The sequence below is a fragment of the Nibribacter ruber genome (assembly GCF_009913235.1).
In the GTDB taxonomy this organism is placed as follows: domain Bacteria; phylum Bacteroidota; class Bacteroidia; order Cytophagales; family Hymenobacteraceae; genus Nibribacter; species Nibribacter ruber.
In genome coordinates this window covers 2,802,111-2,825,782 of sequence record NZ_CP047897.1, presented here as the reverse complement: position 1 = coordinate 2,825,782, position 23,672 = coordinate 2,802,111, and the positions used below count along the sequence as shown (strand labels likewise).

23 protein-coding genes are annotated in these 23,672 nt (G+C 52.8%); 7 read left to right on the top strand and 16 right to left on the bottom strand.

The features are described 5' to 3' along the window. Positions 1 to 88: 88 nt before the first annotated feature. A complete protein-coding gene (locus GU926_RS11885) occupies positions 89 to 394 on the top strand; it encodes a DUF4286 family protein (protein WP_160692127.1) in 306 nt (101 codons plus the stop codon). A gap of 133 nt (positions 395 to 527) precedes the next feature. On the opposite strand, the gene GU926_RS11880 is transcribed toward GU926_RS11885, so the two are convergent. Both GU926_RS11880 and GU926_RS11875 read right to left on the bottom strand, forming a co-directional pair. Then, positions 528 to 1,004 carry a GNAT family N-acetyltransferase gene (locus GU926_RS11880; RefSeq protein WP_160692125.1) on the bottom strand — a complete coding sequence of 159 codons (477 nt, stop codon included), beginning with the start codon at positions 1,002 to 1,004 and terminating at the stop codon, positions 528 to 530. 115 nt (positions 1,005 to 1,119) lie between these two features. After that, positions 1,120 to 3,357 (bottom strand): prolyl oligopeptidase family serine peptidase, encoded by a 2,238-nt coding sequence (locus tag GU926_RS11875; RefSeq protein WP_160692123.1) that lies wholly within the window; start codon positions 3,355 to 3,357, stop codon positions 1,120 to 1,122. Positions 3,358 to 3,487: 130 nt separating this feature from the next. On the opposite strand from GU926_RS11875, the gene GU926_RS11870 reads away from it, so the two are divergent. The 3 genes from GU926_RS11870 to GU926_RS11860 all read left to right on the top strand — a co-directional run bounded on the left by GU926_RS11870 (position 3,488) and on the right by GU926_RS11860 (position 7,922). Beyond that, entirely contained in the window at positions 3,488 to 3,985 is a 498-nt protein-coding gene (locus tag GU926_RS11870) for a YciI family protein (protein ID WP_160692120.1), read from the top strand. A 297-nt stretch (positions 3,986 to 4,282) separates the two neighbouring features. Next, positions 4,283 to 6,427, top strand: coding sequence for a T9SS type A sorting domain-containing protein (locus GU926_RS11865; protein ID WP_160692118.1), 2,145 nt, complete (start codon positions 4,283 to 4,285; stop codon positions 6,425 to 6,427). Positions 6,428 to 6,554: 127 nt separating this feature from the next. Next, on the top strand, positions 6,555 to 7,922 hold the full coding sequence (locus GU926_RS11860) for a deoxyguanosinetriphosphate triphosphohydrolase (RefSeq protein WP_160692116.1): 1,368 nt from the start codon (positions 6,555 to 6,557) through the stop codon (positions 7,920 to 7,922). A 481-nt stretch (positions 7,923 to 8,403) separates the two neighbouring features. Here the strand turns inward: GU926_RS11860 and GU926_RS11855 are convergent, their stop codons facing one another. The 10 genes from GU926_RS11855 to GU926_RS11810 form a co-directional block, all read right to left on the bottom strand. Continuing rightward, positions 8,404 to 9,843, bottom strand: a complete 1,440-nt coding sequence (locus GU926_RS11855; protein ID WP_160692114.1) for a tetratricopeptide repeat protein — start codon at positions 9,841 to 9,843, stop codon at positions 8,404 to 8,406. A gap of 158 nt (positions 9,844 to 10,001) precedes the next feature. Further along, the gene (locus tag GU926_RS11850; protein WP_160692112.1) at positions 10,002 to 10,520 is read right to left on the bottom strand and encodes a GNAT family N-acetyltransferase; all 519 of its coding nucleotides are present in this window, start codon (positions 10,518 to 10,520) and stop codon (positions 10,002 to 10,004) included. A gap of 111 nt (positions 10,521 to 10,631) precedes the next feature. After that, positions 10,632 to 11,294: a DUF2939 domain-containing protein gene (locus tag GU926_RS11845; RefSeq protein ID WP_160692110.1), complete on the bottom strand. Its 663-nt coding sequence runs from the start codon at positions 11,292 to 11,294 to the stop codon at positions 10,632 to 10,634. Between the two features lie 139 nt (positions 11,295 to 11,433). Continuing rightward, on the bottom strand, positions 11,434 to 12,219 hold the full coding sequence (locus tag GU926_RS11840; RefSeq protein WP_160692108.1) for a ZIP family metal transporter: 786 nt from the start codon (positions 12,217 to 12,219) through the stop codon (positions 11,434 to 11,436). Positions 12,220 to 12,225: 6 nt separating this feature from the next. Then, on the bottom strand, positions 12,226 to 12,960 hold the full coding sequence (locus tag GU926_RS11835; protein WP_160692106.1) for an SAM-dependent methyltransferase: 735 nt from the start codon (positions 12,958 to 12,960) through the stop codon (positions 12,226 to 12,228). A 60-nt stretch (positions 12,961 to 13,020) separates the two neighbouring features. Beyond that, on the bottom strand, positions 13,021 to 13,308 hold the full coding sequence (locus GU926_RS11830; RefSeq protein WP_232058308.1) for a heavy metal-binding domain-containing protein: 288 nt from the start codon (positions 13,306 to 13,308) through the stop codon (positions 13,021 to 13,023). An 86-nt stretch (positions 13,309 to 13,394) separates the two neighbouring features. Continuing rightward, positions 13,395 to 13,685, bottom strand: coding sequence for a hypothetical protein (locus tag GU926_RS11825; RefSeq protein WP_160692104.1), 291 nt, complete (start codon positions 13,683 to 13,685; stop codon positions 13,395 to 13,397). A gap of 43 nt (positions 13,686 to 13,728) precedes the next feature. Continuing rightward, positions 13,729 to 14,325, bottom strand: a complete 597-nt coding sequence (locus GU926_RS11820; RefSeq protein WP_160692102.1) for a hypothetical protein — start codon at positions 14,323 to 14,325, stop codon at positions 13,729 to 13,731. 135 nt (positions 14,326 to 14,460) lie between these two features. Then, positions 14,461 to 15,321 carry a carboxylating nicotinate-nucleotide diphosphorylase gene (gene nadC / locus GU926_RS11815; protein WP_160692100.1) on the bottom strand — a complete coding sequence of 287 codons (861 nt, stop codon included), beginning with the start codon at positions 15,319 to 15,321 and terminating at the stop codon, positions 14,461 to 14,463. A 122-nt stretch (positions 15,322 to 15,443) separates the two neighbouring features. Beyond that, positions 15,444 to 15,836, bottom strand: coding sequence for a DUF4783 domain-containing protein (locus GU926_RS11810; RefSeq protein WP_160692098.1), 393 nt, complete (start codon positions 15,834 to 15,836; stop codon positions 15,444 to 15,446). 149 nt (positions 15,837 to 15,985) lie between these two features. Between GU926_RS11810 and gpmI the strand changes: the two genes are divergently transcribed. Together gpmI and GU926_RS11800 are read left to right on the top strand one after the other, a co-directional pair. Then, positions 15,986 to 17,521 (top strand): 2,3-bisphosphoglycerate-independent phosphoglycerate mutase, encoded by a 1,536-nt coding sequence (gene gpmI, locus GU926_RS11805; RefSeq protein ID WP_160692096.1) that lies wholly within the window; start codon positions 15,986 to 15,988, stop codon positions 17,519 to 17,521. A 163-nt stretch (positions 17,522 to 17,684) separates the two neighbouring features. After that, positions 17,685 to 18,272 (top strand): hypothetical protein, encoded by a 588-nt coding sequence (locus tag GU926_RS11800; RefSeq protein WP_160692094.1) that lies wholly within the window; start codon positions 17,685 to 17,687, stop codon positions 18,270 to 18,272. A gap of 141 nt (positions 18,273 to 18,413) precedes the next feature. On the opposite strand, the gene GU926_RS11795 is transcribed toward GU926_RS11800, so the two are convergent. Further along, positions 18,414 to 18,713 carry an antibiotic biosynthesis monooxygenase family protein gene (locus tag GU926_RS11795; protein WP_160692092.1) on the bottom strand — a complete coding sequence of 100 codons (300 nt, stop codon included), beginning with the start codon at positions 18,711 to 18,713 and terminating at the stop codon, positions 18,414 to 18,416. A gap of 146 nt (positions 18,714 to 18,859) precedes the next feature. Between GU926_RS11795 and GU926_RS11790 the strand changes: the two genes are divergently transcribed. Continuing rightward, positions 18,860 to 21,094: an ATP-binding protein gene (locus tag GU926_RS11790; RefSeq protein ID WP_160692090.1), complete on the top strand. Its 2,235-nt coding sequence runs from the start codon at positions 18,860 to 18,862 to the stop codon at positions 21,092 to 21,094. 44 nt (positions 21,095 to 21,138) lie between these two features. Here the strand turns inward: GU926_RS11790 and GU926_RS11785 are convergent, their stop codons facing one another. The 3 genes from GU926_RS11785 to GU926_RS11775 all read right to left on the bottom strand — a co-directional run bounded on the left by GU926_RS11785 (position 21,139) and on the right by GU926_RS11775 (position 23,539). Next, entirely contained in the window at positions 21,139 to 21,561 is a 423-nt protein-coding gene (locus GU926_RS11785) for a secondary thiamine-phosphate synthase enzyme YjbQ (protein ID WP_160692088.1), read from the bottom strand. A gap of 11 nt (positions 21,562 to 21,572) precedes the next feature. Further along, the gene (locus GU926_RS11780; RefSeq protein WP_160692086.1) at positions 21,573 to 22,982 is read right to left on the bottom strand and encodes a hypothetical protein; all 1,410 of its coding nucleotides are present in this window, start codon (positions 22,980 to 22,982) and stop codon (positions 21,573 to 21,575) included. A 260-nt stretch (positions 22,983 to 23,242) separates the two neighbouring features. After that, on the bottom strand, positions 23,243 to 23,539 hold the full coding sequence (locus tag GU926_RS11775) for a hypothetical protein (RefSeq protein ID WP_160692084.1): 297 nt from the start codon (positions 23,537 to 23,539) through the stop codon (positions 23,243 to 23,245). Positions 23,540 to 23,672: the final 133 nt, after the last annotated feature.

The following is a 23,672-nucleotide window of genomic DNA, read 5'->3' as shown; positions in this document are numbered from 1 at the left end:
GATGCGGGTTATTGGCTTTATGTATTTCTTCTCTGGCACTATTCCCGCCTTCGTTTCTGTTATAACCAGATAAGCACTAATTTTGAGGATGATTCTTTTCAACGAGACCGTGAGCATTGAGAACGCTGTGGCTACCGAGTGGCTGCAGTGGATGCAGGAGACGCACGTGCCAGAAGTAATGGCCACCACTTTTTTTGTAAAATTCCAGATTGCCAAAGTGATGGAGGACGAGGACAACGGCGGCACCACCTACGCCGTGCAGTACTACGCCCGCCACATGGACGATCTGTTGGAGTACCACCGCGACCATGACAAAACCATGCAAGGCAAGATGCAGGCCAAGTTCCCCGGTAAGTACGCCGCCTTCAGGACGGTGCTGGAAGTAGTAGCCTAGCCGTGAATAAATAAACAGTAAATAAGTAAACAGTGAGAAAGGGGGCAGATTCGTTTTTGGCCTCTTTTCATGAAAACAGCCCGAAAACGCTTGGTTCGTCTTCGGGCTGTTCTGTTTTAAAAAGTAAGTTGGGTTAGAACCGCTGTATCTGTTCCTGGGAGAGATTGCAGTTGATCCATTCACCGTCCAGTTGGGCGCCAATGCTGCGGTAGAAGTTGATGGCCGGCTCGTTCCAGTCCAGTACCTGCCACTTCATGCGCTTGTAGTTGCCCGCCTTTGCCGCCTCCACCACGGCGTTGAACAGCAATCGCCCGAATCCTTTACGACGGTGGCGCTCTGTGATTACAATGTCTTCTAAGAACAGCATCTTGCCCTTCCAGGTAGAGTAGGCAGTGTAATACAAGGCAATGCCCACAATTCCCTCTTCCTCAGAATCTGCCACATAGAACTCAAAGATGGGCTGCTCCCCGAAGCCGTCCTGATGCATATCCTGCAGACTGTTGGTCACTTCGTCTGGTGCTTTTTCAAACACGGCCAGTTCCACAATAAGGGCATGCACGGCGGCCAGATCGTCTGGGGTTCCTTTTCTGATGGTGAGGGTAAGGCTCATATGGTTTAAAAAGTAAAATCGAATTAAAATACTAGAGGCAAGATATAGCAAAGCCAGCGCAATAAGAAAGGCCGATGCTATTGAGAGCATCGGCCTTTCTGTCTTAGAAAATATTCTACTTCTGGTACGGGTTGATGTGCATGTTCTCATATACAAAAGACCAGACATCGGTGGCTTCGGCTATTTGGGCGGTGGTAGATTTACCGGCGCCGTGGCCCGCTTTCACGTCTACTCTAATCAAGTAGGGGTTGTAGCCAGCGCCTTTCTCCTGCAAGGTGGCAATGTACTTGAACGAGTGGGCCGGTACCACGCGGTCGTCATGGTCGGCGGTGGTGACCAGGGTGGCCGGATAATTCACGCCATCTTTGATGTTGTGGATGGGCGAGAACGCCAACAGGTTCTGAAACTGCGCGGCATCCTCTGACGAGCCATATTCTGGTACCCAAGCCCACCCAATGGTAAACTTATGGAACCGCAGCATGTCCATCACGCCCACTGCCGGCAGGGCTACTTTAAAGAGGTCGGGGCGTTGGTTGACCACGGCACCAATAAGCAAGCCGCCGTTAGAACCGCCGGCAATGGCCAACTTCTGGGAGGAGGTGTATTTCTGAGCAATCAGATGCTCTGCGGCGGCAATGAAGTCGTCAAACACGTTTTGTTTGTTGGGCGTCATGCCGGCTTGGTGCCAGGCCTCGCCGTACTCGCCACCGCCTCTAATGTTGGCAATGGCCAGCACGCCGCCGTTCTCCAGCCACAGCATGTTGCTCACGCTAAAATAAGGCGTCATAGAAGCGTTGAATCCACCGTAGGCATACAGATAGGTAGGATTGTCACTGTTCAACGCCAGGCCTTTCTTGTGCGTGATGAACATGGGAATCTTGGTGCCGTCCTTGCTGGGGTAGAAAACCTGCTTGGTTTCATAGGCATCCATGTTCACGTCTACCTCGGCTTTCTTGTAGAGTGTAGAGGTATTGCTGGCCACGTCATACTGGTAAATGGCGCTTGGGTAGGTAAAAGAGGTGAAGGTATAGAAAACGGTCTTGTCCTCTTTCTTGCCGCCAAAACCGCTGGCCGTGCCCAGGGTGGGCAGTTGCACGTCATGCCGCCACTTGCCATGGGTGTCATGCACGCGTACCAGAGTGGCGGCGTCCTTCATGTAGTTCAAAATTAATTTGCCACCCACCAGTGAAGCCGAATTAAGTACGTTGTCGGTCTCGGGGACCAAGGTTTTCCAGTTGGCTTTCTGCGGGCGGCTCAGGTCAATTTCTATGAGTTTGTATTTGGGCGCTTCTTGGTTGGTAAGCACAATGAGCCTGTCGCCTAGGTTTTCCACCACGCCATATTCCTTGTCAAAGCTCTCCACCAAGGGCACAATGGGGTTGCTGGCTTTGCTCAGGTCTTTCACATACAAAGAGTTGTTGCTGGTGCCTTCAGAGGCGGTTAAAATCAGGTATTTCTCATCCTCGGTGGTGCCGGCAAATAACAAGCGTAACGGGTGTTGTTTGGCTTCCCAGATAAGCTGGTCCTGGCTTTGCGGCGTGCCTACTTTATGGTAGTAGACTTGGTGGTACTCGTTCTTGTTGGCCATTTTAGAGCCCTGGGTAGGTTCTGCGTAACGACTGTAGAAGAAACCGTCCTTGTGCCAGCTGGTGCCCGAGAACTTGATCCAGTGCAGCTCATCTGTGAGTTTCTTGCCCGTGGCCACGTCCAGCACGTAAGCATCGCGCCAGTCAGAGCCGCCAGTAGAGGTAGTGTACACCGCGTATTTGGCGTCTTTGCTGAAGGCCAGGCTGCCCAAAGAGGTAGTGCCATCCATAGACAGCTTGTTGGGGTCAAGGAACAGTTCTGGGGTGCCGTTCAAGCCTTTCATGCGGTAGAGCACGGCCTGGTTTTGGAGACCATCGTTCTTATAGAAATAATAGTAGTCTCCTTCTTTGAACGGCGCACCGTATTTAGGGTAGTTCCAGAGTTGGGTGAGGCGCTCCTTGATCTGGTTCCGGAACGGGATTTTCTCCAGATACTCAAACGTGACCTGGTTCTGCGCCTTTACCCACTCGGCTACGTCTTGGGCGGTGTCTGCTTCTAACCAGCGGTAAGGGTCAGGTACCTGGGTGCCGTGGTAAGTGTCTGTGTGGTTTATCTTTTTGGTAGTAGGGTACATAGGTAAAGAGTCTAGCGTGGGCGCTTTGGCCTCCACGGTTTCTGGAGCGGCCACGGCCACGCTGCTGGGTTTGTTACTTTGACAGCCCACCCCCACGCAAGGGCACTGGCCAACAGGAAAGTAGAGGAAGTCTTCATAGGGCTTGCGATTAGGTAGGCTTATTGATTCTCCTAAGTTGCACAGCCTGCGCATGAAAATCAACTCTTTTCCTGCGGGCGCCTTCTGCCTGGCTTCAAGGCCTGGGTGGCCGGTATGAGAACTTCAACAGAAAATCTGTAGTATTGTTCCTTTGCGTATACTTGTTGTAAGTAACCTATTCTCTATGAACAGATTCCTTTTTACCTGCCTGTTGCTGTTAGGCGTTCTCTCTACCGCCCTGGCCCAGACCAAGCCCGCCAAAGGCAAAAAAGCCAAAGCCGCCCAGACGCAGACCAAAGCCGCTGAGGCAAATCCTGCGCAAGCCGCCGCGAAAGCCCCAGAGCCAGCTCCTGCTGAGGCCAAGGAGCCGAAGGATGGCGAGATGAAAACCTATTACATGGCCATTTTGAAGAAAGGCCCCAACAGAACCCATGACGCCCTCACCGCAGCGCGCATCCAGGACGAGCACATGGCCCACATCAACAAGATGGCCGCCGATGGCAAGCTGACCATGGCCGGTCCCTTCATGGATGACGGCGAGCTGCGCGGCATTTTCATCTTCAATGTAAAAACCATGGAAGAAGCCAAGGCGCTCACAGAGGCAGACCCCGCCGTTAAGTCCGGGCGGCTGGTGATGGAACTACACCCCTGGTATAGCATGAAGGGCGCTAAGCTGCAGTAAACGCGTTTTTGGCCAGTTTTCTGGAAAATAAGCAAAAAACGAAAAAAGCAGTACAATACCGGCCTGGCCTAAGCCGTTATAAGCCCAGAAGTAGTTCCTGTTTTTAGCTTGTTAGAGGCACCTGTCTGTAGAGATGGGTGCCTCATTTTTTATGTCCTTGCGGGCAGTCGTATTTTTCAATCTAAATAGGAGGAATGTACGTAGATTCAGGTAGTTTTTGCAGTTCCATCGCACTTGTGTATATTTCTCTGTACTAGTAGACGTAGGGCTACTGTTCATCCGCTTCTACCCGCTTCTATGAAACACCTTTCCTCCCGTACGCTGCCAGGTGTTACTGGCTTCAAAAAGCTTTTCTGCCTGCTTACGCTTTGGCTCATGGCCAGTGCCGGAGCTTGGGCGCAGCAAGACAATGCCACCCTGGTCCCGCTTTCCCTGGAAGAACGCATGAGCGCCTCTGACTTGGTGCTGGAAGGAAAAGTCATTTCGCAGAAGTCTTTCTGGGATGCTCGTCATGAAAACATCTACACCGTGAACCAGGTGCAGGTGTATAAGCTCTTCAAGGGGCAGGCTGCCGGCAGCACCGTGGAGGTTCTCACCGAAGGCGGCCGCGTGGGCCTGCGCATGCACGTATACTCTGCCACCCTGCAACTCCTGCCCCAGCAGCAGGGCGTGTTTTTTCTGCAGCAGGCACCTAAAGGCAAAGAAACTGCAAATCGTTACCAGGCGTATGGCTCCATGCAAGGCTTCATTCACTACAAGGTGGATCAGAAAAGTGCCAGAGATCCCTTCGGGCGGTATGCATCCATTCAAGGAGACCTCTACCCTAACCTCACCAGATTAAGCGGTGTGCCTTTTAAAACCATCAACCCTAACCACGAGCTAGAAGGAACGCCCAAGGTGCCGGAGCGGCAGCTGCGCCGGGCCGTGCCTGAGATCTCCGACTTTACGCCCAAGAGCCTTAGGGCCGGTACCGCAGACGTCCTCACCATCACCGGCAACAACTTTGGTGCCACGCGGGGCAGCGGTTACGTAGAGTTCCCAGACGCTGATGACGGCGGCAAAAGCTTCATCAAACCCCTGGACACCGACTACATCAGCTGGAGCAATACCCAGATCAAGGTAAAAGTACCCACCTACGGCATAGACGGCGGCACGGCTGGCACCGGTAAGTTCAGAGTGGTGAATAGTGACCCCAGCACCTCCACCGCGGCATCAGACCTGCTGATCATCTTCGCCTATTCTAACGTGGGCTATGACGATGATGAGCGAGGCATTCCTTTGACAAGCTACGGACCAGAGCATATCAATCAGAACACGAAAGGCGGGTATACGTTCCAGTTCGGGGCCAGCTTTGAGGCCAACAAACCGGCACTGTACGCCTTCAAACGGTCCATGAACGAGTGGTCTTGTAGTACGCTCATCAACTGGGACACCCAGTCTGGCTCTAACATTGCCAGAACCGCCGATGACAACCTCAACTCTGTACGGTTTAGTAATACCGCCGAACTGCCGGCGAATGTGCTGGGTCGTACCATCAGCCGCTACGCAGGTTGTATCATTGGCAAGGACGTGAATTTCTGGGTGGAGGAGATAGACATGGAGTTCTCGCCTAGCTTCGCCTGGCAGTATGGCCCGGATCAGCCTACCAACGTGCAGTATGACTTTGAGTCGGTGACGTTGCATGAACTGGGGCACGCGCACCAATTGAGCCACTTAATCTTGCCAAGGGCGGTCATGCACTACGCCGTGGGCCGCGGGCAGGTATCCAGGACGTTGAGCCAGGCCAATGACATTGCCGGAGGTAAATACGTAATGAACCTGAACGCTTCTGCCCAGTTCTGTGAGGAGCCCATCATGATTCCTAAACAGCAGAACGCCTGCTCCATACCGGTAGAAACCATAGTCTTGCAAGGCACCTACCAAACCGGCACCAACACCGTGCTGCTGCAGTGGGAGGTGGAGAATGAGGAGAACGTGCTCACGTACGTGGTAGAGCGTAGCGCCACCGGCAACCCAGACAGTTACGTTGAAATTGGACGGGTGACGGCTGCCAACCGGGGCACCTATCAGTTCACAGACCCCAATCCATTGCCTACGCTGGCTTATTATCGTTTGCGCATACTCAAAAGCAACAACACCGTGGAGTTCTCTGAGCTTGCCCAGGTGGCCGGGCCTGAGTTCACCAACCTCATCTTCCCTAACCCAGGAGTGAAGGACGTGAACCTTAACTTCAACACCGCGCAGAGAGATCAGCTCAAGCTGGAGTTCTTTGACACCGCCGGCCGGTTCTTTGGCGCCTTGACCATAGACGTAGTGCCCGAGGTGAAAAGCTACTCACTGCAATTACCAGACCTGGCCCCGGGGTATTACATCATCAGGTGGACCACCGGCAGCCAGAACGGCACGTTCAGGTTCTTAAAGATTGCTGATAGGCCGCAGTAAGTTTTCCGTTTTTGGGCTGTTTTGGGTAAAACAGCCCAAAAACGGAAATTTTATCTTCGCTGGCGGTGGTGTTGTTTTGCAGGACTCCTGCCGTTGGTGTAGCTTGGGGTGTTTATAGACTCTGCCCATGCCTACCATGACCTGGGAGCGCCTCATCTCCAGAGAACGCTCAGACACGCCTGCTACTTCCTTGGCTCTCAACAGCCCCGTGCGCGGTGATTTTCAGCGGGATTATGACCGTATTGTTTTCTCTTCGGCGTTCAGGCGCTTGCAGAACAAGACGCAGGTCATGCCCATGCCTGAAAGTGATTTTGTGCACAACCGCCTCACGCACAGCCTAGAAGCTTCTTGCGTGGGCCGATCGCTGGGCAGGATTGTGGGTAAGGAAGTTCTGGCCCGCCACCCAGCGCTGTTGCAGACGCACCAAGACCTGTCAGACTCAGACATAGGAGACATGGTGGCCGCTGCCTGCCTGGCCCATGACATTGGCAACCCGCCTTTCGGGCATTCTGGTGAGGACGCCATCTCTGCCTATTTTAGAAGCGAAGAAGCTGCGCGCTTTCTACTGCCGCTCACCGAAGCCCAAAAAGCAGACCTGCAGAACTTTGAAGGCAACGCCGCCGGTTTCAGAATCCTTACGCACACGCACCCGGGTCAGAGCTCTGGTACCTGCGGCATGCGCCTTACCTACAGCACCCTGGCCACGTTCACCAAGTACCCACGCCCCTCTGACCAGGTGGTGAAAGGCACCAAGCGCACCAGTGAGAAGAAGTACGGGTTCTTTCAGGCTGAACAGGCGCATTTTGCCAAGATAGCCACAGAACTAGGCCTATTGCCCGCCGGCGATGGCGCGTTTCACCGGCACCCGCTGGCGTTTCTGGTGGAGGCCGCCGATGACATCTGCTACCGCATCATTGACTTTGAGGACGGCTGCAAACTGGGGCTCATTCCTTTTGACCAGGCCGAGGCCCTGCTGCAACCCCTCCTGAACCGGGACCCAAACAAGAAATCAAGCGTGGAGTTTTATGACCACCATGAGCAGCTGGGCTTCTGGCGGGCCATCATCATTGGCAACCTCATTCAGGAGTGCGCCGATATTTTCCTGCAGCATGAAGAGGAGATTCTGGCCGGCACCTATGACCAACCGCTTATCAATGAGGTGAAGCAGAAGCACGCCCTGGACCAGATTAAGAAAGTGTCTATTGAGCGCGTGTACCGCAACCGCCCCGTGCTGGAGATTGAGTCTGCCGGTTTTGAGGTGCTGGGCGGCCTGCTGGACATGTTCCTGAAAACGGTTTTCTACCCAGACGCCAGTCGTCATAAAAAGTACAAAGACCTCATTCCCAACCAATACCTGGCCCGCGATCGCCACATCGTCACTGATGCCTATGAGCGAATCCTCAACATCACCGATTTCATCTCTGGCCTCACAGACAGCGCCGCCATTAGCCTGTACCGCAAAATGAAAGGCATTGAACTGCCCAAGATGTACTAGCAGGATGGTTGATTGCTGATGGTTGGGTTTTGCCTCTCCTGTGGAATGGTAAACAAGGCGCGAAAGAGCAGTTGCCATCTACTTGAAGCGGCTACCTGCCGGAGGTTCCAGGAAAAATGGTGTCTAGGAAGCTCTGTTACTGGATGTCTGGCGGGCGGATTTTGAAAAAAGTCCTCTTGCTTAGAATGGGCTGAAGCCAAGCTTTTATCATCCCGCCTATGTAATACGGTGGCAGCTAACTGCGAATTCAACCGCGACAGCCCTTGACTTTAAGGCATCAAGCGTAGCAGCCAGCATATAGAGAACTGCGAAAGGAAAGGGCATTTTATCTTGTTTCTCCTTTTCAGAATAAAAATAAAAACCGCCGTTGGACGCGGTGGCTTTTAAAAAGATAAACCCGGTCGTTTTTGGCTTGTTTTCTAGGAAACAGGCCAAAAACGACCGGGTTTATTTAGTTGTAACTACGCTTTTCTAGTAGGAACTAGAGAGAAGATTTTTGTAGGGCGGTTTTCATTTTGTCACGGGCTGGGGCCTCTACTTTGCTCCAGTAAGCGTCAAAACCGGTTTCGCTGTTGCCCAGGGACACGAACAACTGCTTAAGTGATTGTTTCACCCTAGAGGTGCCGTTGCCGCTGGCTACAATGGCTTCAATGGTTTTCTGGGCTTCGGCCTTGTTAGGCGATGCTGCTAACACCTGGGCGTAGCGCTCGTTGATGCCTGGGTTCAGGCCTCTGGTGCTTTCATAGGCCTTCGCCAGGTATTTGGTGGCCGTAGCCTTGTCGCCTTCTTTCAGCATGATGGCACCGCACACGTCGGCTACCTCGCCCAGGGCATACTCCCGCTTGGTTCTCCAGTCTGCACTGGTAAGCAGGTTGTCTTTGGCACCTGAAGGCTCGTTTACTTCTTTTAAGGCTAGTTGATAGCCTTTCCAGGCAAGTTCTTTGGCCTTCTGCGCGTTCTGGCCGGTTTCATACAATGCCCAGGCGGCAGAGGTGTAGATTTCATACATGTTGGCAGACGGGTACTGCTTTAAGAGGTTCTCAAACTCAGTCCATTTCTGCTTCTTGGCATACAAGGTGGCCATAGAGGCAACCACGCTAGGCACCTCTGTATGAATAGGGAAATCTTTCAGGAACACCAGACCCATGGCAATGCGGGCGTCTGCGTTCTTCTCTTGGTTAAAGGCGGCCAGACGCTCGTTCTCCGTGCCTACCTTAGGGTCCATGACCTTGGCGCGCGAAGTGTAGTCAGAAGCTTTCTCTGTGTTGCCAATTACCTGGTAGAACTGGGCCAGCATGCGTAATTCTTTGCCAGACAATCCTTTCAACTGGGTGAAGGCTTCCAGCTCGGCGGCAATCTGCTGTCTTTTTTCTTCGCCCTGGTAGGCGGCGGCCAAGCCGTTTAATTTAGTGTTGATGATGGCTCTGGCCTGGTGCGGGTACTGGCTTACCTCCTGGTCCAACAGCTGAAGCCCTTTCTTAGGGTCATGCGTAATGCCCACCACGGTGCCCCACTCAATGTAGGCGGCGGCCAACCCGTGCAAAGCGTCTGCCACCGGCTGTTTCTTGGCATTGTGCACCAGAACAGAGTAGCCGTAACCACCATTGTTCTCATTGTTCTCATCGGCCCTGAACTGAAGCAGTGCGCCGTCTATGCCGGCTGCCGGGGTAAACCACCCTTCCCAGCCGTTGTTCTTTTTGTAAAGCTGTATTTCCTGCACCTTGGGCTTGTTGCCGTCATATAAGTACGCCAGGGCCGTGATAGAGCTAGCGTCAGCCAGGGCAGTGCCTGCGGGGTTGTAAGTGATGGTAATCTCCTGCCCGGTCTGCGGAAGCGCAGGCTTGATGCTGAAGGCAGAGTTTTGAGCCTGTGCCCAGGTCCCCAGGGCCAGGAAAGATGCCAGAAGTAGAGTTTGTTTCATGTAGGTTGTTTGGCTGTAGTAGCGTCTTGGCCAGTGGGGGAGTTGGCGCGGTAGATACATTCAAAAACCTATATTACTATATATACATTGAAAATGCAAAATTGTGGGCAAAGAATATTTTATGGCTGGCGCAAGGGAAGGGCCTAACACCTAGAAACTTAGGCGGCCTCCTGCTCTTCCCTTCTTATGGACATGAGGAATGTGTCATGCAATTTTCCGTCTTCCATGCTGCGCTGCCTGAACATGGTCTCAATGGTAAAACCGGCGCGCTGGTAGGCTTTTACGCCCCCTCGGTTAGATTTGGACACTACCAGAATGATCCAGTGCAGGTCCTGCTCGGTAAAGCCCTTCTCCACCATTTGGCGGGTCACCTCCGTCCCAATGCCTTTGCCCCAGGCAGACTTGTCGCCTATGAAAAGGAAGAACTCGCCGCCGTCACTGGCCTCAGACATGTTGCTGATGGTGGCGTAGCCCAGGCATTCCTGCGTCTCTGTGTCTATGATGGCCAGGTTCATGCTCTCCGTGTCCTGCAACACCCCCTCAAACCACTGCGTGATGTCTGCCTCTGTGGAAAGGTCATGGAACGCCGACAGGGAATACTTGATCACCTCCTGGTCATTGATCCAATCCAGAAAATAGGGCAGGTGTTTTTGGTCTAGCTGAGACAGTTCTATCATGAGTAGGGAAAGAGCAAAGAGGTCATGCACACAGAAGTCCCGGTTACTAACCAAGTCCTATGTGCTACGTATTTATACGGAGAAAGCCCGTCAGTGACTGAAGAGATGACGCTAAAATCTGAGCTTCGGCAATTTAATTTGCTGTAAAGACTCCAGCACGCCCAGTTGTTTCAGGACAGCCCCGGCGTTGGGCAGGCCAATCACCTGCCAATGGTTGCCTTTGTCCAGCATCTGCACGTCTAAGATGACCAGGTCTGGCTGAAGCGGGATGCTTAAAGACAAGCCCACGGTAGCCAGAGAATCCTGTTTATTCACATAAGCAATGTCCTTTACCTGGCTGTTCGCCAACTGGCTTTCTCTAAGCACCTTCTCCAGAGGCAACAATGCCTGAACCTGTTCCCATTCCTGCCGATCCATGTGCGCGGGCGGTCCCTGACCTGCCTTGCCTTCGCGCACGTAGCGCTCCAGTTCTGCCCTAAGCGTGCGCAGCACTTTGTCTTTCTGTGAGGTCATCATCATGCCAATGAACAAGCCGGCAATGGCGCGGTCTTTCTCAGACATCTGGGCCAGGCCCGCCTGGGTGGTCTGTTCCAAAAGGCTGGTAGACGTTCTACTAATGTCCACGTACTTTTCAATGGCCACCATGTCGTGGGCCTCTACCGCCTTTTTGATCTGGTAAAGGGAGAACTCGGGGCCTTGCACGTAGCGGTCATAGAACCAGGCGCCTGCCCCCAACAACACTAGAATCAGAATCCAAACAAACGGCTTTTTCATAGAATGCTCATTAAAGGATGCGTGAAGGCTGTATACGGGTTTTGACCCAGTTCCTATTCCAGCTTAGACCAGACGTCTACATAAAGAACGTCAGTAATCCGTTTTTAGCCTGATTTCCTGAAAAGAGGCTAAAAACGAGTTAAAGCAGTCCGGCCCCGATGGCCAGGGAGGCCCCGGCAATGGTGGCAATGAGCTTGCCGCGGTTGAAGCGGTGCTCTGGGCTGCTCTCAAACAGGATGGTGGTAGAAATGTGCAGGAAGTTCCCTACTACCAGGCCAGACAGCACCGTGAAGACATCGCCGGTGAGCAGTTGCTCCAAGGCCACGTAATTACTGAACAAAAGCCCCAGCGGTGAGGCGATGGCAAACAGAAACAAATAGCCCATGGCCTTCTTGAAACTGTGCAACCGGTCTACCAGCACCGACATAAGCGCAATGGCGGCCGGAATGTGGTGCAGGGCAATACCCGCCAGAATATGATAGAAATTGTCGCCCACGGCGGCATGGGAGTGTAAATGGGAGTGTGCCTGCTGGGCCGCCATCCTACTCTGAATAAGCACGCTGCCTTCCAAGAACGAGTGAATGATGAGCGAGACCAGTAACAAGACCGGTACGGCGCCTATGCCATGCGTGTGCCCGTGTTCCTGTGCGTGCGCATGAATGTGCCCGTGCTCCACGCCATGCGAGAACACCTCCAGAATCAACTGCAGGAAGAAACCTGCCAGAATGTAGAAGCCTACGCGGTGCGGATCCTCGGTGCTAAGCAATACGTCTGGCAGAATGTGCAGGATGGTGAGTGCAAACAAGTAGGCCCCGCTGAAAGCCAGAAGAATCTTGAGCCACCGCTGGTTGCCCGGGGGCAGAAACTTCACCAGCCAGCCGGCCAGCATCACGGTGAGAAAGAGAATGGAAACAGCTACCAACATGAGGTCTTACTTTTTAAGCACGAAAATCATGCGTTCACTTTTCTGAGGATCAAACGGGCCTAGCTGGTAATCGCCAAACACTTCGGCCAGGCGCAGTTGACACATCTGGAAATACTCCAGGAACTCCTCATAGCGCAGGGCGCGCACCCGCTCCTGGTACTCAAAGTCCTGCCCCTTGTCCTGGAACTGGATGGTCTTGATGATGAAGCCCATCTCTACCCGGCGGGAGACGTCAAAGGTGATGCCGTCCACCTCTTTGGTTTCATGGGCCACCAGACGGTCTATTACGCGCTGGGTGTTCATGAAGTCAATGATGAGCTTGCCGCCCGGCTTAATGGAGGCGGTAGTAGCCCGCAAGGCCACCACGTTCTCATAGTCCTCCTGAAAATACCCGAAGCTGGTGAACAGGTTGAAGATAAAGTCAAAGGTGTCTGGCCGGAAGATGTTGCGCATGTCATGCACAAAGAAGTGCAGACGCTCATTCTCAGACTGCCTGGCAATGGCAATGCTCTGCTCAGAGAGGTCAATACCGGTCACGTCATACCCTTTCTGGTTTAGGTAGATGGCATGGCGTCCCCGTCCGCAGGCCAAATCCAGCAATTTGCAGGTGGGTTTGGGGTGCAGGTGCTCCAGTAGGTTGTCCATGAACCGCTGGGCCTCGTGCGCGTCGCGGTTCTTGTACAAAATATGGTAATACGGTGAGTCAAACCAGGTACTAAACCAATCAGAGGGTACTTCCATGGGTGTTGCCAAAAGGGTAAAGACTGCTTCTAAGACGGGTTGGGTCCTGAGCAGGCGTGATTACTGCTGCGCCGGAGTTTCTGCCGCGGTGTACTTTGGATTCTTTTCCAGATCCATGCCGCACACGGGGCATTTGCCAGGTTGCATGCTGGCGCTTCCTTTGCACTCCATGGGGCAGATGTACGCCATTTGAGTGGTAGAAGTAGCAGTAGTGTCTGAAGCGGCGGTAGCGGCAGGAGTCTCTGTGGCTTCTGCGGTGGTTGCCTCTTCTTTGGTGGCGGTGGTGTTGCAGGACGTTGCGGTGAGCAGGGCAAGGGCCAGGCTGCCGGCTAAAAAGATCTTTTTCATAAAGTAAGGTATACAGCAAATACCCGTTTTTAGCCTGTTTTCTGGAAAACAGGCTAAAAACGGGTATTCAGTGAGTTAGAAAAACCTTAGTTGTGGTTCTCTACGGCTTCTTTCTTGGTGGTTTCTTCATGTGCCGGCGTGCCCTGGGTCTTGGTGTCAATGTCAGTGGCGTGCTCGTCATGGTTTACCTGCACGTCTTCGCGGTGCTCAGCGGCGTCTGCCTGGGCATCAATGTTAGACGTGTTGTTGCGGGTTCCGGGAGGTACGGTGTCAACAGACACTTTGGTCCCTGGACGCAGGTCTGATGGTTCGCTGCTGCAAGAAGCCAGGGCAAGAGCGCCGGCCACGGCAAATACGGAAAGGAGGTTCTTTATCATCGGTCAGAAATTATATGCGTAATGAAGTGGTATGTATACTTGCTTAGGCAGGCAGAAGGTTCTTGCGTTTCAGCAAAGAGTCCATCAGCTTTAAGTCATTGGTGCTGTTGAAAATTCTGTGGGGCAGGTGCAGGAAAACCGGCACGGTGAAGGTACGGGCCAGCCAGCCTTTGAAACCGGCGGGCAACTGGTCTGCGTTGGGCTGCTTTAACCACAGCATGTAGCCGTCCTTCTGGTTGGCGGCGCGCTCAATCATGTCCCAGCCAATGTTCATGCCTTCGCGCTCGTTCAGTTTCAACAACACCTGGCGTTGGTCAATCTCATAGTTCACGCGCTGGAACAGCGGGTTGCTCTGTTCCATCTGGGTCACGCCCATCACCTGCGCTGAGCGCAACAATACGTAAATGACCGTCACCAGCACGGCGGCGGCTACCCACCACCAGGAGAACGCAAACGCCGCCGGCAGAGAAAACAATACCAACGGAATCAACGCCCGCCACCATTCTTTCTTCCAAACCTGGGCCATGGCCATTTTGGCGTAGTCGTTCTTGTCTTGCTGGTGCTTTTTTGTTCTGATGGCCAATGGATTAGAAGCTCCCTGCGCCTGTCTATATCCTCCTCTTTGATTAGGTTGCTGCATAATTTTTGTTGGGTATCAAGTAGCAGGTAGCAAGTATCATGACTTGGTTAGTGCTCCTTGGGTAATCTATTTAATTGCTTTTTACTATTCTGTCAAACCACGTACTAGGTCTTACTACCTGCTACGCGCTACTTGCTACTTATAAGCTTTCAAACTCAGGTCAAGGCTTCTGTTGGAGTGCGTGAGGGCACCCACTGAAATGAAGTCTACCCCGGTTTCTGCCACAGTTCTGATGGTTTTCTCCGTGATGCCGCCAGAAGCTTCCACTTCTACCCGACCGCCAATCAAATCTACGGCTTCTTTCAGTTTCTCTACCGGGAAGTTGTCCAGCATGATGCGGTGAATGCCACCTACTTCCAGGGCCTCTCTAACTTCTTCTATGTTTCTGGTTTCTACTTCAATCTTCAGGTCTTTGCCCAGTTTTTTAAGGTAGGCGTGTGTGGCTTCAATGGCGGGTTTGATGCCGCCGGCGTAATCCACGTGGTTGTCTTTGAGCATGATCATGTCAAACAAGCCAAACCGGTGGTTGGTGCCGCCGCCAATCAAAACTGCCCATTTCTCCATCATCCTGAAGTTAGGCGTAGTCTTGCGAGTGTCTAATAACCGAGTGCCAGTGCCTTCAATCAGTTTGACAATGCTCTGCGTGTAGGTGGCAATGCCGCTCATGCGCTGCATGCAGTTCAAGACCAGGCGCTCAGCCGTTAAAATAGACTGGGCTTTGCCGTGCACGGTCAAGGCTACGTCGCCGTGTTTGATGGGCGTGCCGTCCTGCAACAAAACTTCTACGCGCAGGGTTGGGTCTACCTCCTTGAAAATAGCCACGGCCAGTTCCACACCCGCCAAGATGCCTTCATCCTTCACCAAAAGCTTGGCCTGGTTGGTGGCAGAGGCCGGAATAGCGGCCAGGGAGGAATGATCTCCATCGGCTACGTCTTCCTGGAGGGCCTGCCGGATAAACGCCTGTATGCTTTCTTGGGTAAGGTACGGAGCTTTCACGGGTGCAAAAATAAAAAAAGGCACCGAACAATCGGTGCCTTTTCTAACTATCGCTCCAAAGAGCGGGTTTATTTTCAATTTATCTAAGAATCTTACGGCTTGCTACTTGCACCCGAAGGCGATTACTTAAACTCTATGGTGTCAATCTTGTAGGCGTCGCCGTACTTTTTCATGCGAACCAGCACGGTGTAGCGGCCGCCTTTGTGGGCGTATTTACCAATGGCATAGCGTTGCCCGTCTTCAGAGCCGCCCTGGTGTTCAAAGTCAAAGCTCAAGGGCGCATTTTTGCTGAAGAAGTTGCGCAGCACCATTTCAGCCTGGCTTTGGCTGTAGCTGGCGTTGTCACCGTCAATGCTCACCTGCACTTTGGTGTTGAGGTAACGGGCCAGGTCACGGGAAGAGCCTGCCTTGATCGCTGACTTCACGCCAGAAACCACATCAGACTGAGCAGCCACTTGTCCGGCGCCTACCAACATCCCCAGCATCACCACTACCATGGCCAGCACTCGTTTCATATTTTTCATCACGTCTTTCTCCTGTTTACAGATAGGTAGCCAAAACTATGCCAAACCCCTACCAAGATGAGATGCCTTAAAGATACGGGAAATCTATAGAAACAGGTAGAACGGCGCGCTTTTTCCCATAGGTCTCGTATCTTTACCGCATGAGCAAGAAGGTACTTTTAATGATTCTGGACGGATGGGGACTGGGCACAGATCCTGCCGTGTCTGCCATTGCGCACGCCCGCACGCCTTTTATGGACGCCATGTTTGACCGCTTTCCGCATGCCCGCCTAATGGCGTCTGGTGAGGCCGTGGGCCTGCCTGAGGGCCAGATGGGAAACTCTGAGGTGGGCCACATGAACCTGGGTGCCGGCCGCGTAGTGTACCAGGACTTGGTGCGCATTAACGTAGCCATCAGAGAAAAGACTCTGGGCCAGAATCCTGTCTTGCAGGAGGCCTTTGCCTACGCCCGTGAAAACAACAAGCCCGTGCATTTAATAGGTCTGGTGTCTGACGGCGGCGTGCATTCGCATCTCAACCACGTAAAGGCCCTTTGCTCCCTGGCCCATGAACAAGGGCTGTCCAACGTGTTTGTGCACGCCTTCACCGATGGCCGTGACACCGACCCCAAAGGCGGCTTAGGCTACCTCACCGACTTAGAAGAGAGCTTAGCTACCAGCACCGGCAAGATTGCCTCTATCATTGGCCGTTACTACGCCATGGATAGAGACAACCGGTGGGAGCGCGTAAAACTAGCCTATGATTTATTAGTGAATGGCCAGGGCCGTGCTTCTGTGAACTGGCGCGAGGCCGTGCAGGAGTCTTATGACGATGCCGTGACCGATGAGTTCTTACAGCCCATTGTCTGCCTGAATGAGAACGGCGAGCCCATGGCCAAGATCCAGGAAGGCGATGTGGTGATCTGTTTCAACTTCAGGACGGACCGCGGCCGGGAGATTACCCAGGCCCTGACCCAGCGCGAATTCCCAGAGCAGGACATGCACCCGCTGTCCCTGCGCTACTACACCCTCACCAATTATGACGACACGTTTGTAGGCGTAACGCCCATCTTTGATAAAGACAACCTGGTGAATACGCTGGGCGAAGTACTGGAGAAGGAAGGTAAAACCCAGATACGTATAGCTGAGACTGAAAAGTACCCGCACGTGACCTTCTTCTTCTCAGGAGGCCGTGAGTTGCCGTTCAACGGAGAGAAGCGTCTCATGTGCCCCTCTCCCAAAGTGGCTACCTATGACCTGCAGCCTGAAATGAGTGCCTTTGACCTCAGAGACGCCATTGTGCCGGAGATTGAAGCCGAGACCGCCGATTTCATCTGCCTGAACTTCGCCAACCCAGACATGGTTGGCCATACGGGCGTGTTTGAGGCCGCCGTGAAAGCTGTAGAAACCGTTGACCAATGCGCAGAAGCCGTAGTGACGGCAGCCCTGGCCCACGGATACGCCAGCATCATTATCGCGGACCACGGCAACGCCGACATCATGCGTAATCCAGACGGCACGCCCAACACCGCGCACACCACCAACCTGGTCCCTTTCATTCTGGCAGATGACACTTACAAAGGCGAACTGCAGGACGGAAAACTAGGCGACATTGCCCCTACCATCCTGGCCCTGCTGGGACTACAGGCACCCGCTGACATGACTGGTACCTCCCTGCTGACGCCGCATACGGTTTAGCAGTTGGTTGCTAGGGCAAAGGAAGAAGAGCGCCAACTGGTTTGCATCTAACTTGCCTCTGCCCGCGTAATGCCGTTTTTGGCCTGTTTTCCAGAAAACAGGCCAAAAACGGTTTATTGGTTCACCTCATTCTTTTACCACCGTATTCTTTACTCCTACCTCTATGAGGAAAGTAACCCTTCTCTTTGGCCTGTCTGTTTGTCTCCTTTCGGTTTCTTGCCAGGATCAACCTGTGCCCAGGGCGGCGCGCTCTACGCACCAGGCATTTGACCTGGTGGGTTTTCTGGACCAAGAGGCGAAGTCTCTGGAGCAGGCGCACGCGCAGGTAAAGAAAACGGTGCTGGAAGACGGTCAGGTGATGGAAACCAAAACCATGCAAGACATAGAATGGGCGCAGGAACTAGGCACCTTTTCTGAGGCCGACTTAAACAAACCCGCTTTGCTGGGCCTCTTTGACGTGCAGAAAACTACCAACGCCCAGGGCCAGCAAGTGTACCAGTTCACCGCTAAGGAAGACACAGACGCCATGGTCCAGAAGGCCACCTATACCCTGGATGGGCAAGGCCGCTTGGTGCAATTGGAAGCCACCTTGCTGCAGAAAAATTTCCTGTTCACCACCCACAAGCAACTTACCCTACACGCTCAACCGGGCACCCACCCGCAACTGCAATCCTACAGCCTGGATGAGTCCCAGACGCTCCTGTTCTCCAATACAGAGCGCTATGGCGTAAAAGGCGAGGTGGTACGTTAGGAGAAGCGCCTTCCTTCCAAGAAAGTAAATCACCCAGGCGACATGAAGCAGGCTTTGGGCCGGTAATTGAGAACTCGCGATAGGAAAGGCAGTAAAAACCCGTCTTCGCATTAAGTCAGAACCATTGCTCTACGGCGCTGCCTAATGGCTCACCACTGAAAAGTATTTGATTTTGACACTGCCGGGCACCAGCTTGGTATCCTGGGGTATGCCTTTATGAGAATCTTGGTACTGATGACTTTTGTACCAGGTCTTAAAGCTCTCCTCATCGTCCCAGTAGGTCATCAGCCAGATTTCTTTGGGGTTCTCCTGCGGCGAGAGTACCTCCATCCGTTGAAAGCCGGGGGCGTTGTCTACTAAATGAGGCCGGTTCTTGAATGCCTCGTGTACGTTGGCATTAGAGTCGTTGGCAATGGTGAAGGTGCTAAGGGAAACAAACATGCTGTAAAAATGAAGGGAAGCGCCTGTGGCTTTAGGTAGTCGGGCTTGAAATGCGCCGTAATTTAGACTTGTAACGTATTTCTTGCAATAGCGTTATCGCAGAAGCCCTATTGTTGTTGGAGCGTCATAGGGGAGCACGTGAGCATATGCAAAATTATCACCACCACCAGGTTGACCTTACCAATTGTGACAATGAGCCCATTCATCAGATTGGCCAGATACAGCCATACGGCTTTTTATTTATACTGCACAAAGACTCCCTTGAGGTAGAACAGGCCAGCAAGAACGTTCAAGAGTTTCTGCCTTACCCCTTAGAAGACGTGTTGGGCAAGACCCTGTCAGAACTTGTGGCGCCGGGCCGGCTAGAATTCAACCCGACAGAACCAGGTACCTATTTCCTGTCCATCCAGGGCGTTTTGTTTACCGTGCACGTGCATCTTTCTGAGGAGAAGCTTATTCTGGAAGGAGAACCCTATGTACCCTACCCAGACACTGAGAAATTGCGCCACAACAGCATTCTGTGCCAGTTGTATGACCAGTTAAACAAGTTAGACGCGCTGGAACCGGTGGCCCTGGCCGTTGCCCATACGCTCCGGGAGGTGCTGCAGTATGACCGGGTAGACATCACCAGGTTTGACGAGGAGTGGAACACAGACGTAATTGCCGAAAGCCGCAGCGCCCACCTTTCGTCCTTTGAAGGGCACCATTTCCCGGCCACCGACATTCCCGCGCCCGCCCGCGAACTCTTGCGGCAGAAGCATGTGCGCCAGATACCCAATGTGAACGCCCGGGCCGTGGAGATTTCTCCGTACCTCAATCCTGGTACCGGCGCGCCCGCTAATATTTTGCGTTCTGAACTTCGCAATCCTTCTGAGATTCACCTAGAGTACATCAGAAACACGGGCGTGAGCGCTACCATCTCGTTCTCCATCATTGTCAAGAACCAGCTCTGGGGCGTGGTGGCCTGCCATCACGTAGAACCCGTGTTTATAGATGTCTGGCGCCGGCAGCTCTGCGACCTGATGTGCAAAACCCTGGGTAACGCCATTGCCGCCATCCAGGAGAAGCGAGACATAGCGCAGTTCAATCAATACAAGCAGGTAGAACAGGCGCTGGTGCAGTACGCAGACAGCACCCTGGGATTGTCAAGAGGATTGTCCACGCAGGAGCTCACGCTGTTGGACCTCACCGGAGGCCACGGCGCCGCTCTGGTACTGGACGGCGAAATGACCATGCTAGGCGTTACCCCGCCAGAGGAACAAGTGCGCCAACTCATCAAGTGGCTGTCTGGGCACGTGCCAGAGGGCGTGTTTGCCACCCGGCAGTTGTCTGCCCATTGGCCAGAGGCGGCGCCTTTCCAGGAGCAGGCCAGTGGCTTGCTAGCCCTGGAAATCTCCAGGTACAACCAAGAATACCTGCTTTTCTTTAAGCCTGAAATTACCGAAACCCGTATTTGGGCCGGAAACCCTGAGAAACCCATGCTGGGCCAGGGACTGCATATTCACCCCAGAAAGTCGTTTGAAGAGTGGGTGGAGGTGATCAAAGGCAAGTCGCAGCCCTGGAACGTGAACGAGGTGGACATAGCGCAGGTCCTCTTGAAAGACCTCATTGCCATCCGGCTCCGCAACCAGGCCCAAGACCTACAGACCTTAAACGAAGAATTATTGCTGAACGCAGAACAGCTCAGAACCAAGAATGCCCAGCTAGAAGACTTCGCGTACATCATTTCCCATAACCTGCGCTCGCCTTTGGCCAACATCAAGAGCCTGTACCAGTTTTATGTAGAAGAGCCAGGCGAGGAAACGTCTGCCTACGTGATGGACAGCATTAAGCAGGTAAGTGATAACATCATGGCGACCCTGGATGACCTGAACGTGATTCTAGAGACGCACCTGGTGCAGCAGTTGCCGCAGGAAGAAGTAAACCTGGAGGAATTGATTCAGAAGGAGAAGGAGAACCTGGCGGCCGTTCTGGAGCAGACACAGGCGCAGGTGGTGCAGGACCTGCAGGTTTCTTCCATCTTCATGCCCAAACTGTACCTGGAAAGCATATTGCACAACTTCATCTCCAACGCCCTCAAATACCGTTCTCCGCAGAGGCAACCCGTTATCACCGTCAAGAGCTGGCGCACGGGCAGCACCCTGCATCTGGCGGTGCAAGACAACGGCATTGGCATGGACTTGGATAAGATGGGTTCCAAGCTGTTCGGGCTTTACAAGGTGTTTCATAGAACCGAGCACTCTAAGGGCCTGGGTCTGTACCTGACCAAAATGCAGGTGAAAGCCTTGGGCGGCACCATCACCGTAGACAGCCAACCCGGGGAAGGCACCACCTTCACAGTGCATTTCAATCAGATTGAATACTCCCCTGAGGCCCGATAGGCGTTTTTGGCCTGTTTTATGGGAAATAGCCCAAAAACGGATGCCTACTGCCCCTGCAACGTGACCACCACCGTGCGCTTGCCGCCGTTGTTGCGGTGCTCACAGAGGTAAATGCCCTGCCAGGTGCCTAATGCCAAACGGCCTTTGGAAATGGGAATAGTAACCGAGGAGCCCAGCAAAGCCGACTTAATATGCGCGGGCATATCATCGGGTCCTTCTAAGGTATGTCTATAATACGGCGCGTTCTCGGGTACCATCTTATTGAAATGCTGTTCAAAGTCATGCCGCACCGTAGGGTCTGCATTCTCATTGATGCACAGTCCCGCCGAGGTATGCTGAATAAACACATGCGCCAAACCCACCTGATAATCCTCTAGTTCGGGGAGTTGGGATTCTAGCAAATCTGTGATGAGATGAAAGCCGCGCTTGACGGCCGGGAGCCGGATGGACTTTTGGAACCACTTCATGGAATAGGGGATTAGTCAATTACTTCTAGGGCGCCTACGTCTGGCGTGGTGGTGTCGCGCTCTTTGGCTTCATAGTCCAGCAAGATGCCAGACAGCGGTATACCTGCCTTGTTAGCCGGTGAGAGCTTGATGATCTGGAAGTCGAACTTGGGCGCATCCCTGAATTTAGGATCCACATTGATTTGGTTGTTGTTGCCCGCTAGTTCAGTCGCGTAAGCCATTGTTTTTATAAAGGAATGTCTGATGTTTCTGGTAGAGCCCAGCGTTGCCGCGCCAAACTGAAGTTCCTCGTCCTGCCTTCCCCAAAGGATGCTGTTGACCACTTCTACCTGGTACCGCGCTTTTCTAGTATTACCTAATTCCTCACTAAACACAAAGGACGGGGAGAAGCGCACGAATTCATTCGCGTAGTTAGCCAGCGTGCTGAAGTAGATTTTATACAGTCCGCCTCCCAGGCCCGCCAAAGCATACTCGCCGGTATTGGTAATAATGCTATTGATGAGCGTCACATTTCCGCCGTGGCTCAAAATACCGGATTGCAGCATGGTCTTGATAAACGTCTGCTCCAGCGTGACGGAGGGCACTTGATTTCCTTCGGCTTTCAGGAAAATGCCCGTGACGGCGTTCTTAATCTCTGTGTATTGCAATCGGTTTCCGGTGCTGGTAGCAGCCAACTCAATTCCTTGCCACTGACCGGGCGCATTGCGGTAATCTTCCTCCTGCCGAACTTGTTGAAAGCGCACTCGTTCTTCTGCCTCACCACGCACCAAGAGCGTGCCTAGCACTTTGAGTTTGGCATTCTTGTGCAGGTGAATCTGAGCGCCCTTCTCAATAATCAACGTACAACCCGCCGGCACCGTCACCGAATCATAAATCACATGCGCTTTGCTGGCGGTCCAAGTTTCGGCGCAACCTGTGGTGTATTTTCTGTAGAACGCGGCGTTCTGGCCATACGCCTCCAGAATTACCTGTTGTTGGTTTCCGTTGGTCAGGAACTGGATGGAGTCTCTTACCAGGAATGGCTGGTTGTCTGCCGTGGGGTTGATGGTAGCTTTGACCAAAAGCAACAAACTGTCGCCGCCCCGAACTTCTACGCTCTCCAGCAAGGGGCCCGGCCTCCCATTTACAAATACTTGGAACGGTGATGCGCCCATGCCCGCCACCTTAATCTCTGAGATGCGCACTGCGTTCTTGTTGCTGTTGTAAACTTTCAGGCGCTTGGTCACACTGCCCACCACGGTGAAGACCGTGTCAAACACCACCGTGTCTGCCTCAAACCGAAGCACAGCACTGGCTTCTGGGGTAAACTCCTCGTCCTTGGGCGTGCAGGAAACCACACTCCATGCCATAAACGCCACCATGGCTAAGCATTGCAATAAAGGACGAAGTGAAGCGAAGAAAGCTGACTTTACTGAGGACATGGCAGGATGCTATGCATTTAATGTGCTGATGTTGTAGTACGTGAAGATAAAGAAGGACGGTGCAAAATTGTTTTTCGTTTTTAATCTCCAATCTCTTACCACCTGTTGTCATCCTGAAAGGATCTTGTGGTCAAGCTAGAGTAGCCGTAGTTCGTTGAAGGAGAGCTAGTACCCAACACCTATCAAATTCATCATCTCCATTTTTCGCCTGTTTTGTCTAAAGTAGCCCAAAAGCGAAGTGGTTTGGTGAGGCCCCTATGTTACTTTTTGCTGGCCCTCAAAACAGCTAATTCTTCAGATGCCTTGTCTTTTTGAAGGGCTGACTTAAAACACTGGTGATAGGCGGGCATTTTCTCCTGCTCATCAAAATAAGCGAACACTAAATAAGTTTGTCCCTTTATAATGTCAAGACCGCAAGAGTTGCTTTCCTCCATCAATTGGATGGTCTTCGTGGTAGTGCCTTTGAATACTTCTTCCGCCTCAAATTCTACAAGATAATACCTGTCCCACTTGCCCTTAGGTTTTAGGGTTGGTTTGTATTCTTTGATAGAAACCATCTTTCCCAAGAAAATAGTGTGTGCCTGCTGAATAGATTCCTGTAAAAGCTTCTCTGGGCCTTCGCAGTCACAGGCGAAAGAAGGAATAGCCAACAAGAGGAAGCTAAATAGAATACAAAGTTTTCTCATAATC